General features: G+C 66.1%; 17 protein-coding genes. 7 read left to right on the forward strand and 10 right to left on the reverse strand.

The features are described from left to right. Nucleotides 1-13 precede the first annotated feature (13 nt). Together QE394_RS19955 and QE394_RS19960 are read left to right on the forward strand one after the other, a co-directional pair. Nucleotides 14-514, forward strand: a complete 501-nt coding sequence (locus tag QE394_RS19955) for a GNAT family N-acetyltransferase (protein ID WP_056078938.1) — start codon at nt 14-16, stop codon at nt 512-514. Between the two features lie 40 nt (nt 515-554). Next, complete coding sequence (locus QE394_RS19960; RefSeq protein ID WP_235501499.1) at nt 555-1,826, forward strand: alpha/beta fold hydrolase; 1,272 nt, start codon at nt 555-557, stop codon at nt 1,824-1,826. Here the strand turns inward: QE394_RS19960 and QE394_RS19965 are convergent. From QE394_RS19965 to coaE, 4 genes are all read right to left on the reverse strand, one after another. Beyond that, nucleotides 1,812-3,233, reverse strand: coding sequence for an MFS transporter (locus QE394_RS19965; RefSeq protein WP_056078933.1), 1,422 nt, complete (start codon nt 3,231-3,233; stop codon nt 1,812-1,814). The two genes, QE394_RS19960 and QE394_RS19965, sit on opposite strands and share 15 nt — an antisense overlap. 111 nt (nt 3,234-3,344) lie before the next feature. Then, nucleotides 3,345-4,373 carry a TerC family protein gene (locus QE394_RS19970; protein ID WP_056078930.1) on the reverse strand — a complete coding sequence of 343 codons (1,029 nt, stop codon included), beginning with the start codon at nt 4,371-4,373 and terminating at the stop codon, nt 3,345-3,347. A gap of 204 nt (nt 4,374-4,577) precedes the next feature. Then, complete coding sequence (gene uvrB / locus QE394_RS19975; RefSeq protein WP_349035341.1) at nt 4,578-6,692, reverse strand: excinuclease ABC subunit UvrB; 2,115 nt, start codon at nt 6,690-6,692, stop codon at nt 4,578-4,580. Between the two features lie 80 nt (nt 6,693-6,772). Then, nucleotides 6,773-7,987, reverse strand: coding sequence for a dephospho-CoA kinase (gene coaE, locus QE394_RS19980; RefSeq protein ID WP_349035342.1), 1,215 nt, complete (start codon nt 7,985-7,987; stop codon nt 6,773-6,775). A 95-nt stretch (nt 7,988-8,082) separates the two neighbouring features. Here coaE and QE394_RS19985 point away from each other — a divergent pair, with 95 nt between their 5' ends. Genes QE394_RS19985 through QE394_RS20000 form a run of 4 tightly spaced genes read left to right on the forward strand, consistent with a single transcriptional unit; the run spans nt 8,083 to nt 11,564 of the window. After that, nucleotides 8,083-9,021 carry an ATP-binding cassette domain-containing protein gene (locus tag QE394_RS19985; RefSeq protein WP_349035343.1) on the forward strand — a complete coding sequence of 313 codons (939 nt, stop codon included), beginning with the start codon at nt 8,083-8,085 and terminating at the stop codon, nt 9,019-9,021. Beyond that, nucleotides 9,018-10,316 (forward strand): ABC transporter permease, encoded by a 1,299-nt coding sequence (locus QE394_RS19990; RefSeq protein ID WP_082497374.1) that lies wholly within the window; start codon nt 9,018-9,020, stop codon nt 10,314-10,316. The genes QE394_RS19985 and QE394_RS19990 overlap by 4 nt, the downstream gene beginning before the upstream one ends. Before the next feature lie 44 nt (nt 10,317-10,360). After that, nucleotides 10,361-11,062 (forward strand): YigZ family protein, encoded by a 702-nt coding sequence (locus tag QE394_RS19995; RefSeq protein ID WP_349035344.1) that lies wholly within the window; start codon nt 10,361-10,363, stop codon nt 11,060-11,062. After that, nucleotides 11,055-11,564 carry a GNAT family N-acetyltransferase gene (locus tag QE394_RS20000; RefSeq protein WP_349035345.1) on the forward strand — a complete coding sequence of 170 codons (510 nt, stop codon included), beginning with the start codon at nt 11,055-11,057 and terminating at the stop codon, nt 11,562-11,564. Before QE394_RS19995 ends, QE394_RS20000 begins: the two co-directional genes overlap by 8 nt. Nucleotides 11,565-11,665: 101 nt before the next feature. On the opposite strand, the gene rpsA is transcribed toward QE394_RS20000, so the two are convergent. The 3 genes from rpsA to polA form a co-directional block, all read right to left on the reverse strand. Then, entirely contained in the window at nt 11,666-13,141 is a 1,476-nt protein-coding gene (gene rpsA, locus QE394_RS20005) for a 30S ribosomal protein S1 (RefSeq protein ID WP_056078912.1), read from the reverse strand. Nucleotides 13,142-13,412: 271 nt separating this feature from the next. Then, nucleotides 13,413-14,711 (reverse strand): GNAT family N-acetyltransferase, encoded by a 1,299-nt coding sequence (locus QE394_RS20010; protein WP_349035346.1) that lies wholly within the window; start codon nt 14,709-14,711, stop codon nt 13,413-13,415. A 78-nt stretch (nt 14,712-14,789) separates the two neighbouring features. Next, nucleotides 14,790-17,432, reverse strand: a complete 2,643-nt coding sequence (polA, locus tag QE394_RS20015) for a DNA polymerase I (protein WP_349035443.1) — start codon at nt 17,430-17,432, stop codon at nt 14,790-14,792. A gap of 184 nt (nt 17,433-17,616) precedes the next feature. Here polA and QE394_RS20020 point away from each other — a divergent pair, with 184 nt between their 5' ends. Beyond that, nucleotides 17,617-18,084 (forward strand): hotdog fold thioesterase, encoded by a 468-nt coding sequence (locus tag QE394_RS20020; RefSeq protein WP_349035347.1) that lies wholly within the window; start codon nt 17,617-17,619, stop codon nt 18,082-18,084. A gap of 17 nt (nt 18,085-18,101) precedes the next feature. On the opposite strand, the gene QE394_RS20025 is transcribed toward QE394_RS20020, so the two are convergent. The 3 genes from QE394_RS20025 to QE394_RS20035 form a co-directional block, all read right to left on the reverse strand. Beyond that, nucleotides 18,102-18,653, reverse strand: a complete 552-nt coding sequence (locus QE394_RS20025) for a dihydrofolate reductase family protein (protein WP_056078906.1) — start codon at nt 18,651-18,653, stop codon at nt 18,102-18,104. A gap of 94 nt (nt 18,654-18,747) precedes the next feature. Beyond that, a complete protein-coding gene (locus QE394_RS20030; RefSeq protein ID WP_056078903.1) occupies nt 18,748-18,969 on the reverse strand; it encodes a hypothetical protein in 222 nt (73 codons plus the stop codon). Beyond that, nucleotides 18,966-20,279 carry an anion permease gene (locus tag QE394_RS20035; protein ID WP_315967727.1) on the reverse strand — a complete coding sequence of 438 codons (1,314 nt, stop codon included), beginning with the start codon at nt 20,277-20,279 and terminating at the stop codon, nt 18,966-18,968. Before QE394_RS20035 ends, QE394_RS20030 begins: the two co-directional genes overlap by 4 nt. Nucleotides 20,280-20,290 lie beyond the last annotated feature (11 nt).

The raw sequence follows: 20,290 nt of genomic DNA on the forward strand, positions 1-20,290 counted from the left end.
GTAAGCTCGGATAATGAGTGCAATCCGCCCCGCAACCGAGCACGACGTCCCGGCAATCCTCCGGATGATCCATGAACTGGCGCATTACGAGAAGGAGCCGGACGCGGTCCGGAACACCCCTGAAATGCTGCAGGCAGCCCTCTTTGGCGGTAACCCGCGGGTGTTCGCGGCCATGGCCGAAAATGCGGCAGGCGAAGTGCAGGGCTTCGCCCTGTGGTTCCTGAACTATTCCACATGGGAGGGCGTTCACGGGATCTACCTCGAGGACCTCTACGTCAGTCCGGCGGCCCGCGGCGAGGGGCACGGGAAGGCCCTGTTGAAGCACCTGGCGGGTATCGCCGTGGAGAACGGCTACGCCCGGGTGGAATGGAGCGTGCTCGACTGGAACGAGCCCTCCATCAACTTCTACCGCAGCCTGGGTGCCCGGCCGATGGACGGGTGGTCGACGTTCCGGCTTACCGGCGAAGCCCTGGACCAGTTTGGCAGCCCAGTTCCGGCCGCGGCCCGTGGCTGAGGCAGGCCACCGGATCCGTGCACGCCATGAGTTCCGCGGCATGCGCACCGTGGAGCACGTCTTCACCGTGCCCCTGGACCATGCCGCCAGCGGCGGGGACGCAGAAACCATCACCGTCTTTGCCCGCGAATATGTTGCGGCCGGCCACAGCGCCGAGGAAGCGGAGAACCTGCCCTGGCTGTTGTTCCTGCAGGGCGGGCCGGGAGGGCGCGGCAACAGGTTCGGGACCCTGGGCGGTTGGAGCAAGGCAGCGGCCAAGGACTTCCGCATCCTCATGCTGGACCAGCGCGGAACCGGCCTGTCCACCCCCGCGGACCGCAACACGCTTCCGCTGCGGGGGTCGGCCGCCCGGCAGGCCGCCTACCTGGAGCACTTCCGCGCCGACTCGATCGTCGCCGACGCAGAACTCATCCGCAAAGCGCTGGGCATCCCGTACTGGACCATCTATGGCCAGAGTTACGGCGGGTTCTGTGCCCTGACCTATCTCTCCTTCGCCCCGGAGGCCCTTCGCCAGGTGCTCATCACCGGCGGGCTCGCCCCGCTGAGGGGTCCGGCGGACGACGTATACCGCGCCACGTACCAACGGGTTGCGGCACGGAACGCGGAGTACTTCTCGTGGTACCCGGAGGACCGGGAGGCCCTGGAACGGATCGCACGGCACTTGCGCAGCAAACCCGAAACCCTGCCCGACGGCAGTCCGCTCACAGTGGAGCGGCTGCAGATGCTGGGGGCGTTCCTGGGCGGGAACACCCGGGTGGACAGCCTCCACTACCTGCTCGAGGACGCCTTCACGGACACCCCCGACGGGCCCAGGCTCGCGGACGGGTTCCTGGAGCAGGTGCACGGCGTGGTCTCGCGGGGGTCCAACCCGCTGTACGCCCTGATGCACGAGTCGATTTATGGCCAGGGCCAGGCAACGGACTGGGCCGCCTGGCGGGTGCTGGACGAGTACCCCGAGTTCCGGCCTGACGCCGAACCGCTGCTGCTCACCGGCGAGATGGTCTACCCCTGGTACTTCGACCAGGACCCCGCGCTGCGGCCGCTCCGGGAGGTGGCCGGACTGCTGGCCGCCAAGAACGACTGGAAGCCGCTTTACGACGTCCGCGTGCTCGCCGCCAACCGGGTGCCCGTGGCTGCTGCTGTTTACTCGGACGACATCTACGTGGACCGGAAACTCTCCTTGGAGACCGCAGCCACGGTCCGCGGGCTCCAGGTCTGGGAAACGGGCGATTTCCACCACGATGGCATTGCCGACGACGGTGAGGGAATCTTCGCGCGGCTGTTGGGGATGGTGGCGTCAGGCCGCCGCTGATTGCCGGTGCGCCGAAGCCCTGGCCATCACCGCGGCAGCCAGGACGCAGGCGGCGATAGCGCCGGCAAGCATGTTGAGGCCAAAGTACCCTGCCCCGCTCAGGACCAGGCCGGAGGCGGCGCCGCCGACGGCTCCTGCCGCACCCATCAGCATGTCCGAGACCCCCTGGACCACCACGCGTGCGTCCTGCTCCACGCTTTCGGCCAGCAGCGTGGAGCCGGCGACGGTGGATGCTGACCAGCCCAGTCCCAGCAGCACGAGTCCGGCGGCCACCGCGGCGGTGGAGTCCTGCCCGAAACCGGCCACGGCGACACCCGCAATCAGCGTGGCGAAGCCGATGATAATGGTCTCCGTCCTGCCTGCCTTGTCCGTCAGCCACCCCATGACTGGAGACAGGGCGAACATGCCGGCGATGTGCAGCGAAATGGTGAAGCCGATGATCACCAGGACCCCACCGTCGGCTGCGTGGCCGGCGTGCGGCAACCCTGGCCCCTCGACCAGGTGCTGCAGGTGCAGCGGCGTCATGGACATCACGCCCACCATGACGGCGTGGGCACCAACCACCGCGGTGACGGCCAGCAGCGCCATCCGGGAACCGTGGATGGCCCGCAAGCCGGTGGTGAGCCTTCCTGCCGGCTTCCGCCGACGACGCGTGCCGGTTCCGGCGCCGGCCGCAGGGTCAACCCCGGCGCCGTAGGCGGCCTTGTCCCGGTGATCCGCGTTCTGGTACCGGGGAGTGTGCGCGTGGGGCCGGCCTGCCGGCCCCGCGGCACGGGCCGCAAGTTCCCGCGCCAGCAGCAGCGGGTCCGGGCGGAGGCCGGCGAACACGAGGATGATGGCCAGCAGCAGTCCGGCGCTGGAGATGGCGAACGGTCCGGCTACTGGCGGCAGTCCCAGCGCCTGCCCTACAGCGGCGCCGGGCTGAATCAGGTTCGGGCCGGCCACGGCGCCGATGGTGACCGCCCAGACGACCGTTGCCAGCGCCCGGCCGCGGTGTCCGGCGTCGGCAAGGTCGACGGCGGCGAAACGGGCCTGCAGGTTTGCGGCGGTGCCGGCCCCGATGCCCGCCGCACCCAGCATGAGGAGCACGAACAACCCGGTTACCACTGAGAGCACCATCAGGAGGGCGCCGGCCAGCGCCGCGAGCATGCCGGCCACCTGGCCTGCCCTGCGGCCCCTGCGGTCCGCCAGTGCCGCGAGCGGTAGTGCGGTCAGGGCGGCTCCGAGGGTCATGACGGTGGCCACCGCTCCTGCCCAGGCGCTGGAGCCGGACAGTTCGACGGCGAGGATGGAGCCGATGGAGACGGTGGCGCCCGTGCCGATGCCGCTAAAAACCTGCGCAGCAGCCAAGAGGGCTACGGTGCGCCGCTGCACCCTTACAACCTCACGCTCCGCCATGATGGCCATGGACCGAGCATAGTCCCGCGGTACGCCGTCCAGCAGTGGTTATAAACCAAAGACCGCAGTCCCGGCGCTGATGCTGCCGGGACTGCGGTCCGCTGAAACGGGATGAAGCGTCTATTCGGCGTCGCTGTGGCTCTTCCGGACGTCCTCTTCGAGGCGCGGGTCCATGTGGGCTTCCTTGGCCTTGGAGCTGAGCAGGCTGGCAACGACGGCGATGACGATGGTGCCGACGATGACCGCGAGGGACACGAACGTGGGGATTTCAGGTGCCCATTCGATGTGCTTGCCGCCGTTGATGAACGGCAGCTCGTTCACGTGCATGGCGTGCAGGACCAGCTTGACGCCGATGAACGCCAGGATGACGGACAGGGCGTGCTTCAGGTACACCAGGCGGTTCATGAGGCCGCCGAGCAGGAAGTACAGCTGGCGCAGGCCCATGAGGGCGAACAGGTTGGCGGTGAACACGATGAACGGGCTCTGGGTGAGGCCGAAGATTGCGGGAATCGAGTCCACGGCGAACAGCAGGTCTGTCAGGCCGATGGTGATGAACACGATCAGCATGGGGGTGAAGACCTTCTTGCCGTTCACGGTGGTGCGCAGCTTGCCTTCGTCGAATTTCTCCGACATGGGGATGACCTTGCGGATCCGGGCGATGAGGGGGTTTTCCTTGTCCTCTTCGTCTTCGCCCTCATCCTGGGCCTGCTTCCACGCGGTCCACAGCAGGAACGCGCCGAAGATGTAGAACACCCAGCTGAACTGCTCGATCACGATCGCGCCGAGCAGGATGAAAATGCCACGCAGGACCAGGGCGATGATGATGCCCACCATCAGCACTTCCTGCTGGTACTTCCTGGGCACCGAGAACCGGGCCATGATGATGATGAAGACGAAGAGGTTGTCGATGCTGAGGCTGTACTCAGTGACCCAGCCGGCAACGAACTGGCCGCCATACTCGTGGCCGGCGAAGAGGAACATGGCGCCGGCAAACAGCAGCGCCAGGGTGACGTAGAACGCCACCCACAGTCCGGCTTCCTTCATGGACGGTTCGTGCGGGCGGCGAACGACCAGGAGCAGGTCGATCAGGAGGATCAGGCCGAGGACGACAAATGAGCCGACCTCGAACCACAAGGGCAATTCGAGCACAGGGGTAGCCTTTCGCGGGGTACAGAGATGCGGTGTAAGTCTCTCCGGCCAGCCTGGGCACTTGGTGCTGATGCGGCGGGCCCGCTACGCCCGGCTGGGCAACCATGCCCTGCGTGTTGACGATCGTAGCGCTTGGGATACTCCCCTACGTGACGTTAACTGTACCGCAGCGCGGCTGGATGCGACCCCGTGGTGACGTATGTGTCAGGCGTGGCCGGCGGCCTGCATCTGGCGCAGTTCCTTCTTCAGTTCGCCGACCTCGTCCCTGATCCGGGCGGCCACTTCGAACTGCAGTTCCGCCGCAGCCCCGTGCATCTGCTCGGTCAGCTGCGCGATCATCCCCACCAGGTCCTCCGCCGGTGCTGCGGCCAGGCCGTCCGCCCGTACTTGCGCGGCGCCCTTCTTCGCGCCGGCCTTGGTTGACCCCGTGATGCCGCGCTTGCCCTTGCCGTAGTCGAAGCTTCCCAGCAGTGCATCGGTGTCGGCGTCTTCCTTGGCCAGCTGGTCCGTAATGTCGGCGATCTTCTTCCGCAAAGGCTGCGGATCAATCCCATGCTCGGTGTTGTACGTCACCTGGATGGCACGGCGCCGGTTGGTTTCATCGATCGCGTGGGCCATGGAGTCCGTGATCCGGTCCGCGTACATGTGCACCTGGCCGGAGACGTTACGGGCCGCGCGGCCGATGGTCTGGATCAGCGACGTGGAGGACCGGAGGAAGCCTTCCTTGTCGGCATCGAGGATGCTGACCAGCGAGACCTCGGGCAGGTCAAGGCCCTCCCTCAGGAGGTTGATGCCGACAAGGACATCGAACGTCCCCATCCGCAACTCCCTCAAAAGCTCCACGCGGCGCAGGGTGTCAACGTCCGAGTGCAGGTATTCGACTTTGACGCCGTGGCCCAACAGGTAGTCAGTGAGGTCTTCGGCCATCCGCTTGGTGAGGGTGGTTACCAGGACGCGTTCATTCTTTTCGGTACGCTTCTTGATCTCGCCCAGCAGGTCATCGATCTGCCCCTTGGTGGGCTTGACCACCACCTCGGGATCGATCAGGCCGGTGGGCCGGATGATCTGTTGGACAAAGCCGTCAGCCTTGCCCAGCTCGTATTTGCCGGGCGTTGCCGACAGGTAGACGGTCTGGCCGACGCGCTCAAGGAATTCGTCCCATTTCAGCGGCCGGTTATCCATGGCGGAGGGCAACCGGAAGCCGAAGTCCACGAGGTTCCGCTTCCGGGACATGTCACCTTCGTACATGGCGCCGATCTGCGGCACGGTCACGTGGGATTCGTCGATGACCAGCAGGAAGTCGTCCGGGAAATAGTCCAACAGGCAGTGCGGCGCCGTCCCGCGGGCGCGGCCGTCGATGTGGGAGGAGTAGTTTTCGATGCCGTTGCAGAAACCCATCTGCTGCATCATTTCCAGGTCATAGGTGGTGCGCATCCGGAGCCGCTGGGCCTCGACGAGCTTGTTTTGGCTCTCAAGGACCTGCAGGCGCTCTGCCAGTTCGTCCTCGATGCGCTTGATGGCGCGGCTCATCCGCTCGGGACCGGCCACGTAGTGCGAGGCCGGGAAGACGTACATTTCCTCTTCATCCTGGATGATTTCGCCGGTCAGCGGGTGAAGGGTCTGGATGTTTTCGATTTCGTCCCCGAAGAACTCGATCCGGATGGCGAGTTCCTCGTACATCGGGATGATTTCCACGGTGTCGCCGCGGACGCGGAACGTCCCGCGGTGGAAGTCCATGTCGTTGCGGGCGTACTGCATGGAGACGAACTTCCGGAGGAGGTCGTCCCGGTTCATTTCGGCGCCCTTGCGCAGCGTCACCATGCCGGCGATGTATTCTTCCGGGGTGCCAAGGCCGTAGATGCAGGACACGGTGGCCACCACGATGACGTCGCGCCGCGTGAGCAGGGCGTTCGTGGCGGAGTGACGCAGCCGCTCTACTTCCTCGTTGATGGACGAGTCCTTCTCGATGAAGGTGTCCGTCTGGGCCACATAGGCCTCAGGCTGGTAGTAGTCGTAGTAGGAGACGAAGTATTCCACCGCGTTGTTAGGGAGCAGTTCACGGAATTCGTTGGCCAGCTGCGCGGCGAGGGTCTTGTTCTGGACCATCACCAGGGTGGGCCTCTGCACCTGTTCAATGAGCCAGGCTGTAGTGGCACTCTTGCCGGTACCCGTGGCACCCAGCAGCACCACGTCCTTCTCGCCGTTGTTGATCCGCTCCGTCAGGTCGGCGATGGCGGCAGGCTGGTCGCCGGCCGGCTTGAACTCGCTGATGACTTCGAAGGGCGCTACAACACGGTTGATATCCTGCGCAAGGCTCATGGATCTAATCTACAACCGGGCACCGACACTGGACGGCCCAGTCCGTTACGGGCGAACAGCACAGCGCGGTGTCCGCGCCTTCAGGGAGCGTACGACGGCGGTTCCCACCCGGTTGCGGCGGCCCAGGCCCCCATCGAGGGCCACGCAACGTCTGTGAACCACGGCTCCTTGGCTTCGGCATACGGCCTGGTGCTGCCGGCGCCGGCGAAGCTCTGTGCAAGTGCAGTCTTATGCGCCTCGTACAGCCGCCGCGCCTGGCCGTCAACCCGAAGCCAGTCCCGGAACAGCAGGGCATAACGCCAGCCCGGAGAGCCTGCCACCCGCACGTGGAGGTTGACCGCCCTGCCGGGATCGGCGTTCGCATGGAACCGCTTCTGCCACTGCGCGGGATCGGGGTCGACTGGTTTCGGAGTGTCCTTGCCGGCGCCGGGCACCCGGGGGAAGCCTGCCGCACCCAGCAACGGCGCCAGCCTGTCTGCGGCGTCCAGTCCGGACACCGCAACCTGCAGATCGATGACGTCTTTCGCGGCCAGGCCCGGGACAGAGGTGGAGCCGATGTGGTCCACTGCGAGGATCAGCCCGGGAGCCGCGGCCATGAGCTTCGCGGCGATCCTTGCGGCCTGCTGTGGCCAGTCATCCCGGTACGGCTCGAGGACAGGCGCACCGGTCCTTTTGGCCCTTACACCGGCTGCGAGGTTCCGTGCGTACGGCAGCAGGCGGGTGTCCCAGAGGCTGTCCACCTGCTCCAATAAGTGCACCAGGGGGCCGGAGTTGTCCAGGACGACGTCGGCCGCGGCCAGCCTGGTTTCCCGGGGGGCCTGCGCGGCCATGCGGGCACGGGCGGCTTCAGCACTCATGCCCCGGAGTTCCTGCATCCGCTCCAGCCGCAGCCCGTCCGGGGCATCGACCACCAGGACAAGGTGGAAGTTGCTGCCCTGGCCGGTCTCCACCAGCAGGGGAATGTCCTGGACCACCACCGCACCTTCCGGCGCGGCCGCCGTGATGGCCGCCGCCCGGGCGCGCACCAGTGGATGCACAATGCCGTTCAGCGCAGCCAGGCGGTCCTTGTTGCCGAACACCGCCTCTCCGAGCCGCGGGCGGTCAAGCCGGCCTTCGGCGTCGAGCATGTCCTGGCCGAACTCGGCAACGATGCGTTCCAGGCCCTCGGTGCCGGGCTCCACCACCTCGCGGGCGAGTGCGTCTGCGTCCACCAGGACCGCCCCGCGCTCCTTCAGCCGGGAGGCAACCACCGACTTCCCTGACGCGATCCCGCCGGTCAATCCGATCTTCAGCACCGTCCCAGCCTAGACGGACAGCAGGCGGCACCGCGCCCCGTTCCCGGCACGGGCCGCAGGACCGGGAGGGCCGCGTGGTTCGGTAGTCTGAGTCCATGACTGCAGGGGGTGCGGACACGGAGCCGCTGGTCCATATCGCGGATTTCCGGATGGATTTCGGTGACGCCACCGTCATCAGGGACCTGTCCTTCGATGTGCGCGCCGGGGAAACCTTCGGGTTCCTGGGGAGCAACGGATCGGGGAAGACCACGACGCTCCGCGCTTTGCTGGGGATCTACCAGCCCACCGCGGGGACGCTCCACATCGGCGGGAAACCCTTCGAACCCAGCGACGGCGCCCGGCTGGGCTACCTGCCGGAAGAACGCGGCCTGTACAAAAAGGAACCAGTCCTGGACGTCATGGTCTATTTCGGCCGGCTCAAGGGCCTGGGCAAGGCGCAGGCCAAAGCCTGGTCCCTCGACTACCTGGAGCGCGTGCAGCTCGCGGACAAGGCCGCCTCCAACCTGGATAAGCTTTCCGGCGGCCAGCAGCAGAAGATCCAACTCGGCGTCACCATCATGAACGCCCCGGAACTGCTGATCCTGGACGAACCCACAAAGGGCTTCGACCCCGTGAACCGCCGCCTGCTGATGGACATCATCGAAGAACAGAAGCTGGCCGGTGCCACGGTCATCATGGTCACCCACCAGATGGAAGAAGTGGAACGGCTTTGCGACCGCGTCATCCTCCTCAAGGACGGCACCTCCCGCGCCTACGGCACAGTGGAGGAGGTGCAGGAGCAGTTCGGCGGAACCGTCTACAGGGTGGGCTACGACGGCGTCCTGCCCCGCTCCACGCTGTACGGCATCGCCCTCGACTCCGGCGGGTACGCCGAGCTGGCGCCGCGCCCGGGCGCAGGGCAGGCTGCCGTCCTGCGCGAGCTGGTCACCGCCGGAGTCAGCGTCAGCAGCTTCACCACAGCCCGCGTTTCCCTGGATGAAATCTTCATCCGGGTCTACGGCGGACAGGACCAACCCGCGGAGGCCCGGCCATGAGCACTGCACCATCCCGTTCGTCCTCCACTCCGCCCATCCCTGCCCGGCGCCCCGCCGTGCGCTGGCACAACCTGGGCACCGTGGTGGGGTTTGAGTTCTTCCGCACCACCAAAAAGCCGCGGTTCTGGATCGCCACACTGGCCATCCCCGTGGTGACAGCGATCGTCTTCGCCCTGATCTTTGTCAGCAACAGTTCCACCAGCGCGTCCGCGGATGCACAGAAGAACGCGGCACTGTCTTTCACCTACACCGACGCATCGGGGATCATCCCGGAGGCCACCGGCCGGGCAGCCGGCGGGACCAAAGCCGCAAACCCGGAGCAGGCACTCGCTGACGTCAAGGCCGGCACGGTGGACGCCTACTTCGCCTATCCGGCCAACCCCGCTGCCGAACCGGTGCAGGTGTACGGCACGGACCGTGGCGTCTTCGCCAACGGGACCTATGAGGCGGTGGCCAAGCAATTGCTCATGGTGGCGGCGCAAGCAGACATCGGCTCACCACAGCTCACGGCGGCAGCCAGCGGGAACGTTAAGGTGGACACCGAGACCTACCGGGACGGGCAGGCATCCGGTGGCTTCGGCGCCGCCGTTCCGCCGCTGATGTTCCTGGTGCTTTTCTACGTGATGATCATCCTGCTCTCCAACCAGATGCTGAACAGCACCCTGGAAGAAAAAGAGAACAGGGTCACCGAGATGATACTGACCACGCTGAACCCCACCACCCTGATAATCGGGAAGATCATCTCGCTCCTCCTGGTGGGCCTCGTTCAGATTTCGGTGTTCCTGGCGCCGGTCATCGTCGGCTTTGCCTTCTTCAGGGACAGGCTGTCGCTTCCGGACATCGACCTCTCCGACGTCGTGTTCGAACCGGGGCCGCTGCTGGTGGGCGCACTGCTGTTGCTGGGCGGCTTCCTGCTGTTCACAGCAGTCCTGGGTGCCATTGGCGCGGTAATGCCAAACGCCAAGGAAGCCGGGGTGGTCTTCGGCCCGCTGATGGCGCTGATCTTCGTACCGTTCTACGCCATCAGCCTCATCCTGAGCGACCCCCAGTCACCCATCGTCCAGGCGTTCACTTACTTCCCGCTCTCGGCGCCCGTGACTGCCATGCTCCGGAACGGCTTCGGAACCCTGAGCCCCGCCGAGTCGATCATCGTGATCGCCGAACTGTTCATCATCGGCGTCCTCATGCTGCGCCTGTCCGTACACCTGTTCCGCTACGGGTCCATCCAGTACACCGGCAAACTCTCGCTGGCCAAGACACTGCGCCGCCGTCCGCGCGGGTCTGCCGGCAAGTAGGGCCGCCGCAGTGGCGGCCCTACGGCTGCGGCTAGACTGAGGCCGTGGTGGAAGCAGCGGAGCCCGGGAACAGCAGGGCCACGGCCTACACCACCCTGTTGGCCGGGGAAGACTTCCGGCACGAAGTGGAGATCAAGCGGTCCCGGTTCATCACCGTGCTGCGCCGCTCCGGCAGTGAAGGCGAAGCCCGTTCACTGCTGGCAGACCTTCGCCGCGAGTTCCACGACGCCAGGCACCACTGTTCCGCATTCGTGATCGGACCGGACCGTGACATCCAGCGCTCCAGCGACGACGGCGAACCCTCCGGAACCGCCGGCATCCCGATGCTGGAAGCCCTCACCAAGAAGGAAACCGTGCCCGGGGCCACGGACCTCAGCGACGTCAGCGCCGTCGTCGTCCGCTACTTCGGCGGCATCCTGCTGGGCGCCGGCGGCCTGGTGCGTGCCTACTCGGAATCTGTGTCCTCGGCGCTGGCCCTGGCGCCCCAGGTGCGGCGCAGCCGGCTGCGGATCTGCTCCATCCCCGTGCCGCACGGCGTTGCGGGACGTCTTGAGAATGATCTCCGGGCCGGCGGCTTCACCATGGCCGGCACCAGCTACGGAGGCAGCCATACAGTGCTGCGCATCGCCGTGCCGGACACCGGCGCTGAAATCTCCGCCGCAGCCGAACGGGTGCTCGGCCTGACCGCCGGGTCAGCCACACTGGCCCCTGAAGGAACGGAGTGGATTGATGTGCCCCATGCCTGAATCACCGCACTCCCCCGCCGTGACGCTCGTCGACGTCGATGAGCTGGTGCTGGAACAGCTGCTGTCCCTTGCCCACCGGGATGCGTCCCCGGACGAGGTGGCTCCCCCGCTGGGCGGGCCCGGCTGGAACCCCGAACGCACGGCATGGTTCCGCAACTACCACCGCGAAGCCGTGGCCGGACTGGACGGCAAGGCCGGGGAAAAGAGCTGGGCGGTCTTCAGCGCCGGCGGCGCCGCAGGGTCAGTGCGCCTGAAACGGGTTGCATCGGCAGAGGTCCCCACGGCAGAGACCGGCATCTGGCTGGGACGCAGCTACCGGTCCCGGGGCATCGGCAGCGCGGCGCTGAAACTGGTCCTGGAACACGCCCGCAGGGCAGGGGTCTCCCGGGTCACCGCCCGGACGCTGGCCGGGAACCTGGCCGCCCGGCAGCTGCTGGCCTCAGCCGGCTGCCGCCTCACGCCCGGCGACGACGGAACGGTCCTCGCCGTCGTCGACCTCTAGACCAGCAAAGCCGCCGCCCAGCCTCGACCGCCTTAAAGCAACAGGCCCCCTGCCGTGTGGGCAGGGGGCCTGTTGTGTCAGCCCCGAGGGGCCGATGGCAATTAGTTGCCGGTCAGCTTCTCACGCAGGGCAGCAAGTGCCTCGTCCGAAGCCAGGGTGCCGGCACCGGAATCGGTGGCAGCGGGCTCCGAGGAGTAGCTGGTGGTACCCGAGTCGCTGTCACCGGACGTTGCTGCTGCAGCGTCGTCGGCGGCGTGCTGGGTAACCTGCTTCTTGTGGGCTTCCCAACGGGTCTGGGCGTCAGCGTACTGCTGCTCCCAGGCTGCGCGCTGGTTCTCGTAGCCTTCAAGCCACTCGTTGGACTCCGGATCGAAGCCCTCGGGGTACTTGTAGTTGCCCTCTTCGTCGTACTCAGCGGCCATGCCGTACAGAGCGGGATCGAATTCGGTGCTGTCGGCGTCGACGCCCTCGTTGGCCTGCTTGAGGGACAGCGAGATGCGGCGGCGTTCCAGGTCGATGTCGATGACCTTGACGAACAGCTCGTCACCAACGGAGACAACCTGCTCGGCCAGCTCAACGTGGCGCACGGCGAGCTCGGAGATGTGGACCAGGCCTTCGATGCCGTCTTCGACGCGGACGAACGCACCGAACGGAACCAGCTTGGTGACCTTACCCGGAACAACCTGGCCGAGGGCGTGGGTGCGGGCGAAGGTCTGCCACGGATCTTCCTGTGTAGCCTTGAGCGACAGGGAGACGCGCTCGCGGTCCAGGTCGACCTCGAGGACCTCGACGGTGACTTCCTGGCCAACTTCGACAACCTCGGACGGGTGGTCGATGTGCTTCCAGGACAGCTCGGAAACGTGAACGAGGCCGTCTACGCCGCCCAGGTCCACGAATGCACCGAAGTTGACGATGGAGGAAACGACGCCGGGACGGACCTGGCCCTTTTCCAGCTTGTTGAGGAACGTGGAGCGGACCTCGGACTGGGTCTGCTCGAGCCATGCACGGCGGGACAGCACAACGTTGTTGCGGTTCTTGTCCAGCTCGATGATCTTGGCTTCGATCTGCTGACCGATGTACGGAGCAAGGTCGCGCACACGGCGCATCTCGACGAGGGATGCGGGCAGGAAGCCGCGCAGGCCGATGTCGAGGATAAGACCACCCTTGACAACCTCGATGACGGTACCGGTGACGACACCGTCTTCTTCCTTGACCTTCTCGATGTCGCCCCAGGCACGCTCGTACTGAGCACGCTTCTTGGAGAGGATCAGACGGCCTTCTTTGTCTTCCTTGGTGAGCACCAGGGCTTCGACCTGATCGCCAACGGAGACGACGTCTCCGGGATCAACGTCGTGCTTGATGGACAGCTCGCGGGAGGGGATGACACCTTCGGTCTTGTAACCGATGTCGAGCAGGACTTCATCGCGGTCGACCTTGACGACGGTACCTTCGACGAGGTCTCCGTCGTTGAAGTACTTGATGGTCGCGTCGACTGCTGCGAGGAAGTCCTCAGCGGTACCGATGTCGTTAATGGCGACTACGGGGGTACCGGGCTTCTCGGTGGAGGTGATGGTCATGTAGTAGGGGCTCCGTTGTGGATAGTTAGTCGGTCAGGCCAACCGGCGCGCCCGCGTCATGGAACGCAGCCGCGATTCTCGGGAAATCCGATGGATTCCCCGGGTCATCCTGATTTATGGATTGGTGTACTGAGGTGTTTTATGACCGCAGAAGCGTGCACGTGGTACACGCCCGTTTATTCTAGTCGCAGCGCACAACAAGGGTCAAAAGCAGCAGCCCGCCGTCCGCCCCTGGCGGTCCCCCTCGCCGGAGGGCCGGCAGCCGTGGCGGTCAGAAGTGGGTGAGGCAGTGTGTTGCCCGCTCAACGGCGAACATCTGCTTGGCCTTGAGTGCGGACCCCTGTGTCGCCTCCCGGATTTTCCCGGCCGCCTTCAGCGTCACCGGGCACACACCGCCCAGGTAGATCGACGACAACGCGGAGACGTCCAGTTCGAGGTCAGCGGACGTTCCGTCGGGCACGCGTTCGACGGCGGCCTGGCCGCCGTGGACCTCCAGGGCGAAGGTTCCGCCGGTGAGGCCGAGGTTGTCCCCGACGGCGAGCACCAGCCGGCCGTCTGCCGGGTAGTGCCTGGCGGCCAGCGCAGCGGGAACGTCAAGGAGCCGCAGCCACAGCATGTCGCGGCTGTCCGAGGCGTCGATGCAGCGCGGGTCCGCCAGCGCCCAGGCCAGCGGATCATCCACCGGCGCCTCGTTCCAGGAGACGCGCTCCACGAGGTCGATGGCCGCAAGGTACTCCCACAGCTCAAGGTAGGCGTGGTCCGTGGCGGCCACCAGGTCCACCACCTCCACTGTGTACGGCTCGGTATCCCAGCCGAGGAACTTGTAGGACACGTAGCCGTCCACGCCGCCGTCGGCAGCGTAGTGGAGCGCCACCTTGATGGCAGGGTCCTCCTTGCCGTCGCGTCCCAGGGAGCCGGAGGCCAGCTGCCGGTACCAGTCCTGCCGGCCGATGGACCCCGGGGTGTTGCGGTGGACGCGGCTGAAGACGGCCGGCGCCACGTCCAGCAGCACTTTGGGGTCGGCGACGTCGATGGTTCCGGTGGTCTGGTGTGCCAGCTTGAAGCGCGCAGTGGTGTCCACCTTGACGGAGCGCTCGAGGCTTGCCACGCCGTAGCCGAAGCGCCCGTAGATGGATCCTTCGGAGGCGGTCAGTGCGGCGACGGCGATGCCGTCGTCCTTGGCACCCTGCAGGTCTTCGGTCATCATGCGGCGCAGCAGCCCGCGCCTGCGGTGCGACGTGCGGACGGTTACGGCCGTGACCAGCTGGGCTTCGAGCATGCGGCCGAAGCCGATGTTCAGCGTCTTCCGGAACGTTCCGAACGTGGCCACCGGGACGTCTGCCGGCAGCGACGACGGTGCCACCGGACCGGCCTGGTAGGCGCCGGTGAAGATGCGGCCGTCCACTTCGTAGGTGGCGAGCGAACGTTCGCGGTGCTCAGGGGTCCGGGTGGACTCATGGAATCCGAACCCAACGGCCTGCGCCCAGGTTTCGGCTTCGACATACCCGTCCTTCCCCTTGGATACCGCCGGAAAGCGCCGGATGTCATAGTTTCCGCTCAAATCAGCCACAAGGGAGAGCGTAACCAATGCATCCGGCGCCTGACCAGCGCAGACACGCCCGGGCCTGGGCGGGTCTGCGCACGCAGCCTAGTGGCCGGCGTCGTACCAGGAGGGCCCGACGCCGATCTGGACTTCCAGCGGCACGGTGAGGTCAGCGGCGGCCGCCATCTGCTCGGTGACCAGCGCCTCCACCGCCGCACGTTCTCCGGGCGCCACCTCGAGGACGAGTTCGTCGTGGACCTGCAGCAGCATCCGCGACTTGAGCCCCCGGGCCTGCAGTTCCGCGTGCACACCGAGCATGGCCCGCTTGATGATGTCCGCTGCAGAGCCCTGGATGGGGCTGTTGAGTGCAATGCGTTCGGCGTTCTCGCGGAGCTGGCGGTCCGTGCTGGTAAGGTCCGGCAGGTAGCGGCGGCGGCCTTCGATGGTGGAGGTATAACCGTCCACCCTGGCCTGGTCCACCACTCCCCGCAGGTAGTCACGGACGGCACCGAACCGGTCGAAGTAGTCCTTCATGAGGGTGCGGGCCTCGTCCACGGAAATCTCAAGCTGCTTGGACAGCCCAAAGGATGTCAGGCCGTACGCCAGGCCATAGGACATGGCCTTGACCTTGGAGCGCATGGCGCTGGTGACCTGGTCCGTCGGCACGTGGAAGATGTTCGATCCCACGAACCGGTGCAGGTCTTCGCCGTCCTTGTACGCCTGGATCAGCCCCGCGTCGCCGGAGAGGTGCGCCATGATCCGCATTTCAATCTGGGAGTAGTCCGCGGACAGCAGGCACTCGTACCCTTCGCTCACCACGAAGATGCCGCGGACGCGCCGGCCTTCCTCGCTTCGGATGGGGATGTTCTGCAGGTTGGGGTTGTTGGACGAGATCCGGCCCGTGGCTGCCACGTTCTGGGCATAAGTGGTGTGGATCCGGCCGTCTTCGGCTACCGACTTCTTCAGGGACTCGATCATCTGGCGCAGCTTGGCGGCTTCGCGGTGGGCCATGAGCTGGACCAGGAACTCGTGGCCGGTTTTTTCCAGGAGGTTCTTCAGCGATGCCGCATCGGTGGTGTAGCCGGATTTGATCTTCTTGGTCTTGGGCAGCTGCAGTTCCTCGAACAGTACGGTCTGCAGCTGCTTTGGCGAGCCAAGGTTGACCTCATGGCCGATCGCCGCGAACGCCTGCTCCTGAGCCTGGTCGATCACCCTGGCGAGGTCGGCGAGCTGTTCGTCCATACGGTCCAGGTCAATGCCGATGCCGGCCAGTTCCATGTCCGCGAGGACGCGGCTGACCGGCAGTTCCAGCGTGGACAGGAGCTCTTCGGCCCGGCGTTCCTTCAGCTCGGTTTCGAAGAACCGGCTCAGGGCGGAGACAACGGCGGCAGCCTGGACGAGTGCCTCGGCCGCGGCGGCATCGTTGCCGTCGAAGGACAGCTCCAGCTGGCCTGCCTTGGCGGTGGCGGCCGGCATCCCGACGTTGAGGTGGTGCTGGGCCAGCTCGGCGAGCTCGTAGGTGCGTCGGTCCGGCTGGATGAGGTAGCCCGAGATGGATGTATCGTCCACCACTCCTTCGAGCTCCAGCCCGCGGGCGGTGAGAGCCTTCAGCGCGGCCTTGAACCCGTGCAGGACCTTGGGCGACTCGGGGTCGCGGAGCCAGGCCGCCAGCTCATTCTCAGTGTCCGCGTCCAGGGCGGTGAGGTCCAGGTAGACGGCAGCGCCGGCACGGACGATGGCCAGGCCGGCGGCATCTTCGCCGATGCGTCCCGGGACGAGATCGACGGCGAGGGCTGAACGCTGCCCGGCTCCTCCGGCCAGGAACGAGGCCAGTTCGTCGGCGGTGGCCGGGACGGAGTAGGCGGGAGCTTCGATGCTTTCGCGCTCGGCGGCGGGGGCGTCATCGTTGCCGTAGAGCGCGAAGAGCCGGGTGCGGATGGTCTTGAATTCGAGCTCATCGAAGAGGTCTTCCAGGGCCGCCTGGTCAGGGCGGGGCTCGTACAGGTCATCCAGGGTGACCGGCAGTTCCAGGTCCGTGTGCAGCTGGTTGAGCCGCCGGTTCCGCTTGACGTTGTCCACGTTTTCGCGGAGGGCGTCCCCCACCTTCCCGCCGATGGAGTCGAGGTGCTCCAGGACGCCTTCGAGCCCGCCGTAGAGGTTGATCCATTTGGCAGCCGTCTTGGGGCCGACGCCGGGCACGCCAGGGAGGTTGTCCGCGGTCTCGCCCACCAGTGCGGCGAGGTCCGAATAGCGGGACGGCGGGACGAAGTACTTCGCTTCGATGGCCGCGGCGTCCATCCGCGGGATGTCGCTGACGCCCTTCTTCGGGTACAGGACAAAGACGTTGTCGGTGATGAGCTGGAACGCATCGCGGTCACCGGACACCAGGAGCACCTCATGGCCGGCCTTCTCGCCCATCGCCGCGAGGGTGGCCAGGATGTCATCGGCCTCGTAGCCGGGCATCTTGATGGTCTTGATCCCCCAGGCTTCCATCATCTGGCCGATGAGGTCGATCTGGCCGCTCATCTCCCGCGGCGTTTCGTTCCTGCCGCCCTTGTAGTCGCTGTACTCGGCCTTGCGGTGGGTCGATTCGTCGGAGACGTCGAAGGCCACGGCAATGTGGGTGGGCTGCTGTTCCTTGATGAGGTTGATCAGCATTGATGTGAAGCCGTGGATGGCGTTGGTGTGCTGCCCGTTGGACGTGGAGAACTTGTCGGCAGGCAGGGCAAAGAACGCCCGGAACGCCATGGAATGGCCGTCGAGGACCAGGAGCCGGGGCTGGCCGGTCATCGGTACGACGGGGGCGGCAGTGGCTGAAACCGACTCACCGGCTGAGGGGGCCGCATCCTGGGCGGTGGCGCCCTGCGGAAGTACTGGGGATGGAAGAGGGGCCGGTTTGGTTGTTTCACTCACAGGTGCCAGCCTAGTTGGCATGATGGACAATTTCACGCCCGGCCCCTTTGCGGCCGAGCTGACCGGGGCCGGCGTCCCGGAGCACCTGCACGGCTGGCTGGGACAGTTCGGCATCGGCGCGCTGGTGGTGAAAATGGGCATCCGGTTCCTCGAAATGAGCCCGGAACGGACCGTGGCCACCATGCCCGTGGAAGGGAATACCCAGGTGGCGGGGATTCTGCACGGCGGCGCGCACGTGGTCCTCGCCGAAACCCTCGGCTCGTTCTCGGCCGCGATGCACGCCGGTCCTCACCGGCATGCCGTGGGAATCGAAGTGAACGCCACCCACCACCGGTCCATCGCGAAAGGCCTGGTGACAGGCACCTGCACCGCCATTCACCTGGGCGGCACACTGACCACCCACGAAATCGTCATGACCGACGAACAGGGCCGCAGGCTCTCCACCGCCCGGATCACCAACATGCTCCGCGACAACGACCGGGCGTAGGGCAACTGGCGGAAACTCTAGGAGGTTCCGCCGCTGAGCAGGTACCGGGACTCCACGATGCCCCTTCCAAGGGTTCGCGAGGCAGTCAGCTCAAGCGGCGGCGTCGGGCCCTGAATGGGCAGCAGGCGCTTGCCATCGCCGAGGATGACCGGGATGACGGACAGGATGATCTCGTCCAGGAGACCCGCAGCGGCGAACTGGGCGGCGAGGTTGCCGCCACCGACCACCCAGATGTTCCGCCCCGCAGCGTCCGCGCGGAAGTCATCGGCGAACTCCGTGACGCTGCCCCGGACGAACGTGATGTCCGAGCCAGGCGGGGCCGCGTGTTCGTGGTGGGTAAAGACATAGCAGGGGGTGGACGGGTACGGCCATTTGCCCGGTTCGTGTTCCATGAGCCAGGCGTAGGTTTCCCCGCCCATGACGATGCAGCCCACATCTGCCATGAACGATTCGTAGCTTTCGCTGCCGCCTTCGAAACCGTCGAATTGCAGGAGCCAGCCGAGATCGTCCCCGGAGGTGGCGATGAAGCCGTCCAGGGAGGCAGCGACGAAATACTGGATGCGTGGCATGGGCCAAGCCTAGCCAACGGCGCAGGGCCTGCACAGTACGCCTGCCCGGGCCCTTGCGCCGGGCAGACCGGGATGGCTGCCTGGAGGGCGGTGGCTACTTGGAGAAGTACGGAATGATCAGGTAGAGCCCGAAGAGGACCGCCGCGCCACAGAGTCCAAAGCAGAGGTATGCCAGCGACCGCTTCAGCCCGGGAGAGGGCTGCTGGGCATCGGCAGCAATTGCCGTCAGCCGGACACCCAGCGCGTACAGCGTCACCACCGTGGAAGCGGCAATGAGTGTGGCGCCGGCAACTGTCAGGAGTTCCAACCACTTCATCGCTGCGTTTCCTTCGAGTTGGTTGCGTCGGCGTCGGCCGGCGCCTGTGTCTGCGACTCCGGTTCCGCCTGCGGCGTGGCGTTTGCCTTGGTGCTGGCTTCGGCTTTCGCTTTGGCCTTGGCTTCGGCGCGTGCCCGGGCCATCGCCTTCTTCTTGGCGAAGCGGACGGCCTGCCCGGCCTCCTCGACCTCCACGGCATTGTGGTGGCCCACGGCAGATTTGCGTGAGTAGAAGAACATGAACAGTACGGCGCCTGTACCGGCGATCGCTGCGATGAGGACTCCCACCACGCCGGTGTTGACGAGCAGCGCAGTCAACGCGCCGACAATGCCGGCGGCCGGAAGGGTGAACAGCCAGCCGATGGCAATCTTTCCCACCATGTTCCAGCGGACGGTGGTGCCCTTGCGGCCCATTCCAGAACCGATGACGGAGCCGGAGGCCACCTGCGTGGTGGACAGTGCGAAGCCCAGGTGGGAGGAAGCCAGGATGGCTGATGCTGTGCTGGTCTCGGCGGCGAAGCCCTGGGCCGGCTTGACCTCGGTGAGGCCGGATCCCATGGTGCGGATGATGCGCCAGCCGCCGGAGTAGGTGCCGATGGCGATGGCCAGTGCACAGGCAGCGATAACCCAGAACTGGGGACCGGTGCCCGGTGCCTGGGTGCCGGCGGCGATCAGGACCAGGGTGATGATGCCCATGGTCTTCTGGGCATCGTTGGTGCCGTGCGCCAGCGCCACGAGGCTGGAGGTGAAGATCTGGCCCGTGCGGAAGCCGCCACGCTTTTGCGTCAGCTTGCTGCCGGTCTCGGGGTCGTGCCGGGAAGTCAGGGCATAGGCGAGGCGGGTGCACACATAGGCCACCAGCCCGGCGATAAGGGGGGCGAAGATGGCAGGAAGGATGACCTTCTGCAGGAGCGTTTCGAGGTTGACGGAGCCGAAGCCGATGCCCGCGATAGCTGCGCCGATCAGGCCGCCGAACAGGGCGTGCGAGGAGCTGGACGGCAGTCCCTTGAGCCACGTGATCATGTTCCAGAGGATGGCACCCATCAAACCCGCGAAAATGATCTCCGGGGTGATCTGCACGCCGTCGGTGCCTTCGCGGATGATGCCGCCGGAAACTGTCTTCGCCACCTCAGTGGACAGGAACGCACCCACCAGGTTGAGGAGGGCGGCCAGCGTCACCGCGGTCTTCGGCTTGATGGCACCCGTGGCGATGGGTGTTGCCATGGCGTTCGCGGTGTCGTGGAAGCCGTTCGTGAAGTCGAAAAATAGAGCCAGTGCAATGACCAGCGCCACCATGAAGGTGATGTCCACCTGTTGCCCAA

Source organism: Pseudarthrobacter sp. SORGH_AS 212 (assembly GCF_030818145.1).
GTDB lineage: Bacteria > Actinomycetota > Actinomycetes > Actinomycetales > Micrococcaceae > Arthrobacter.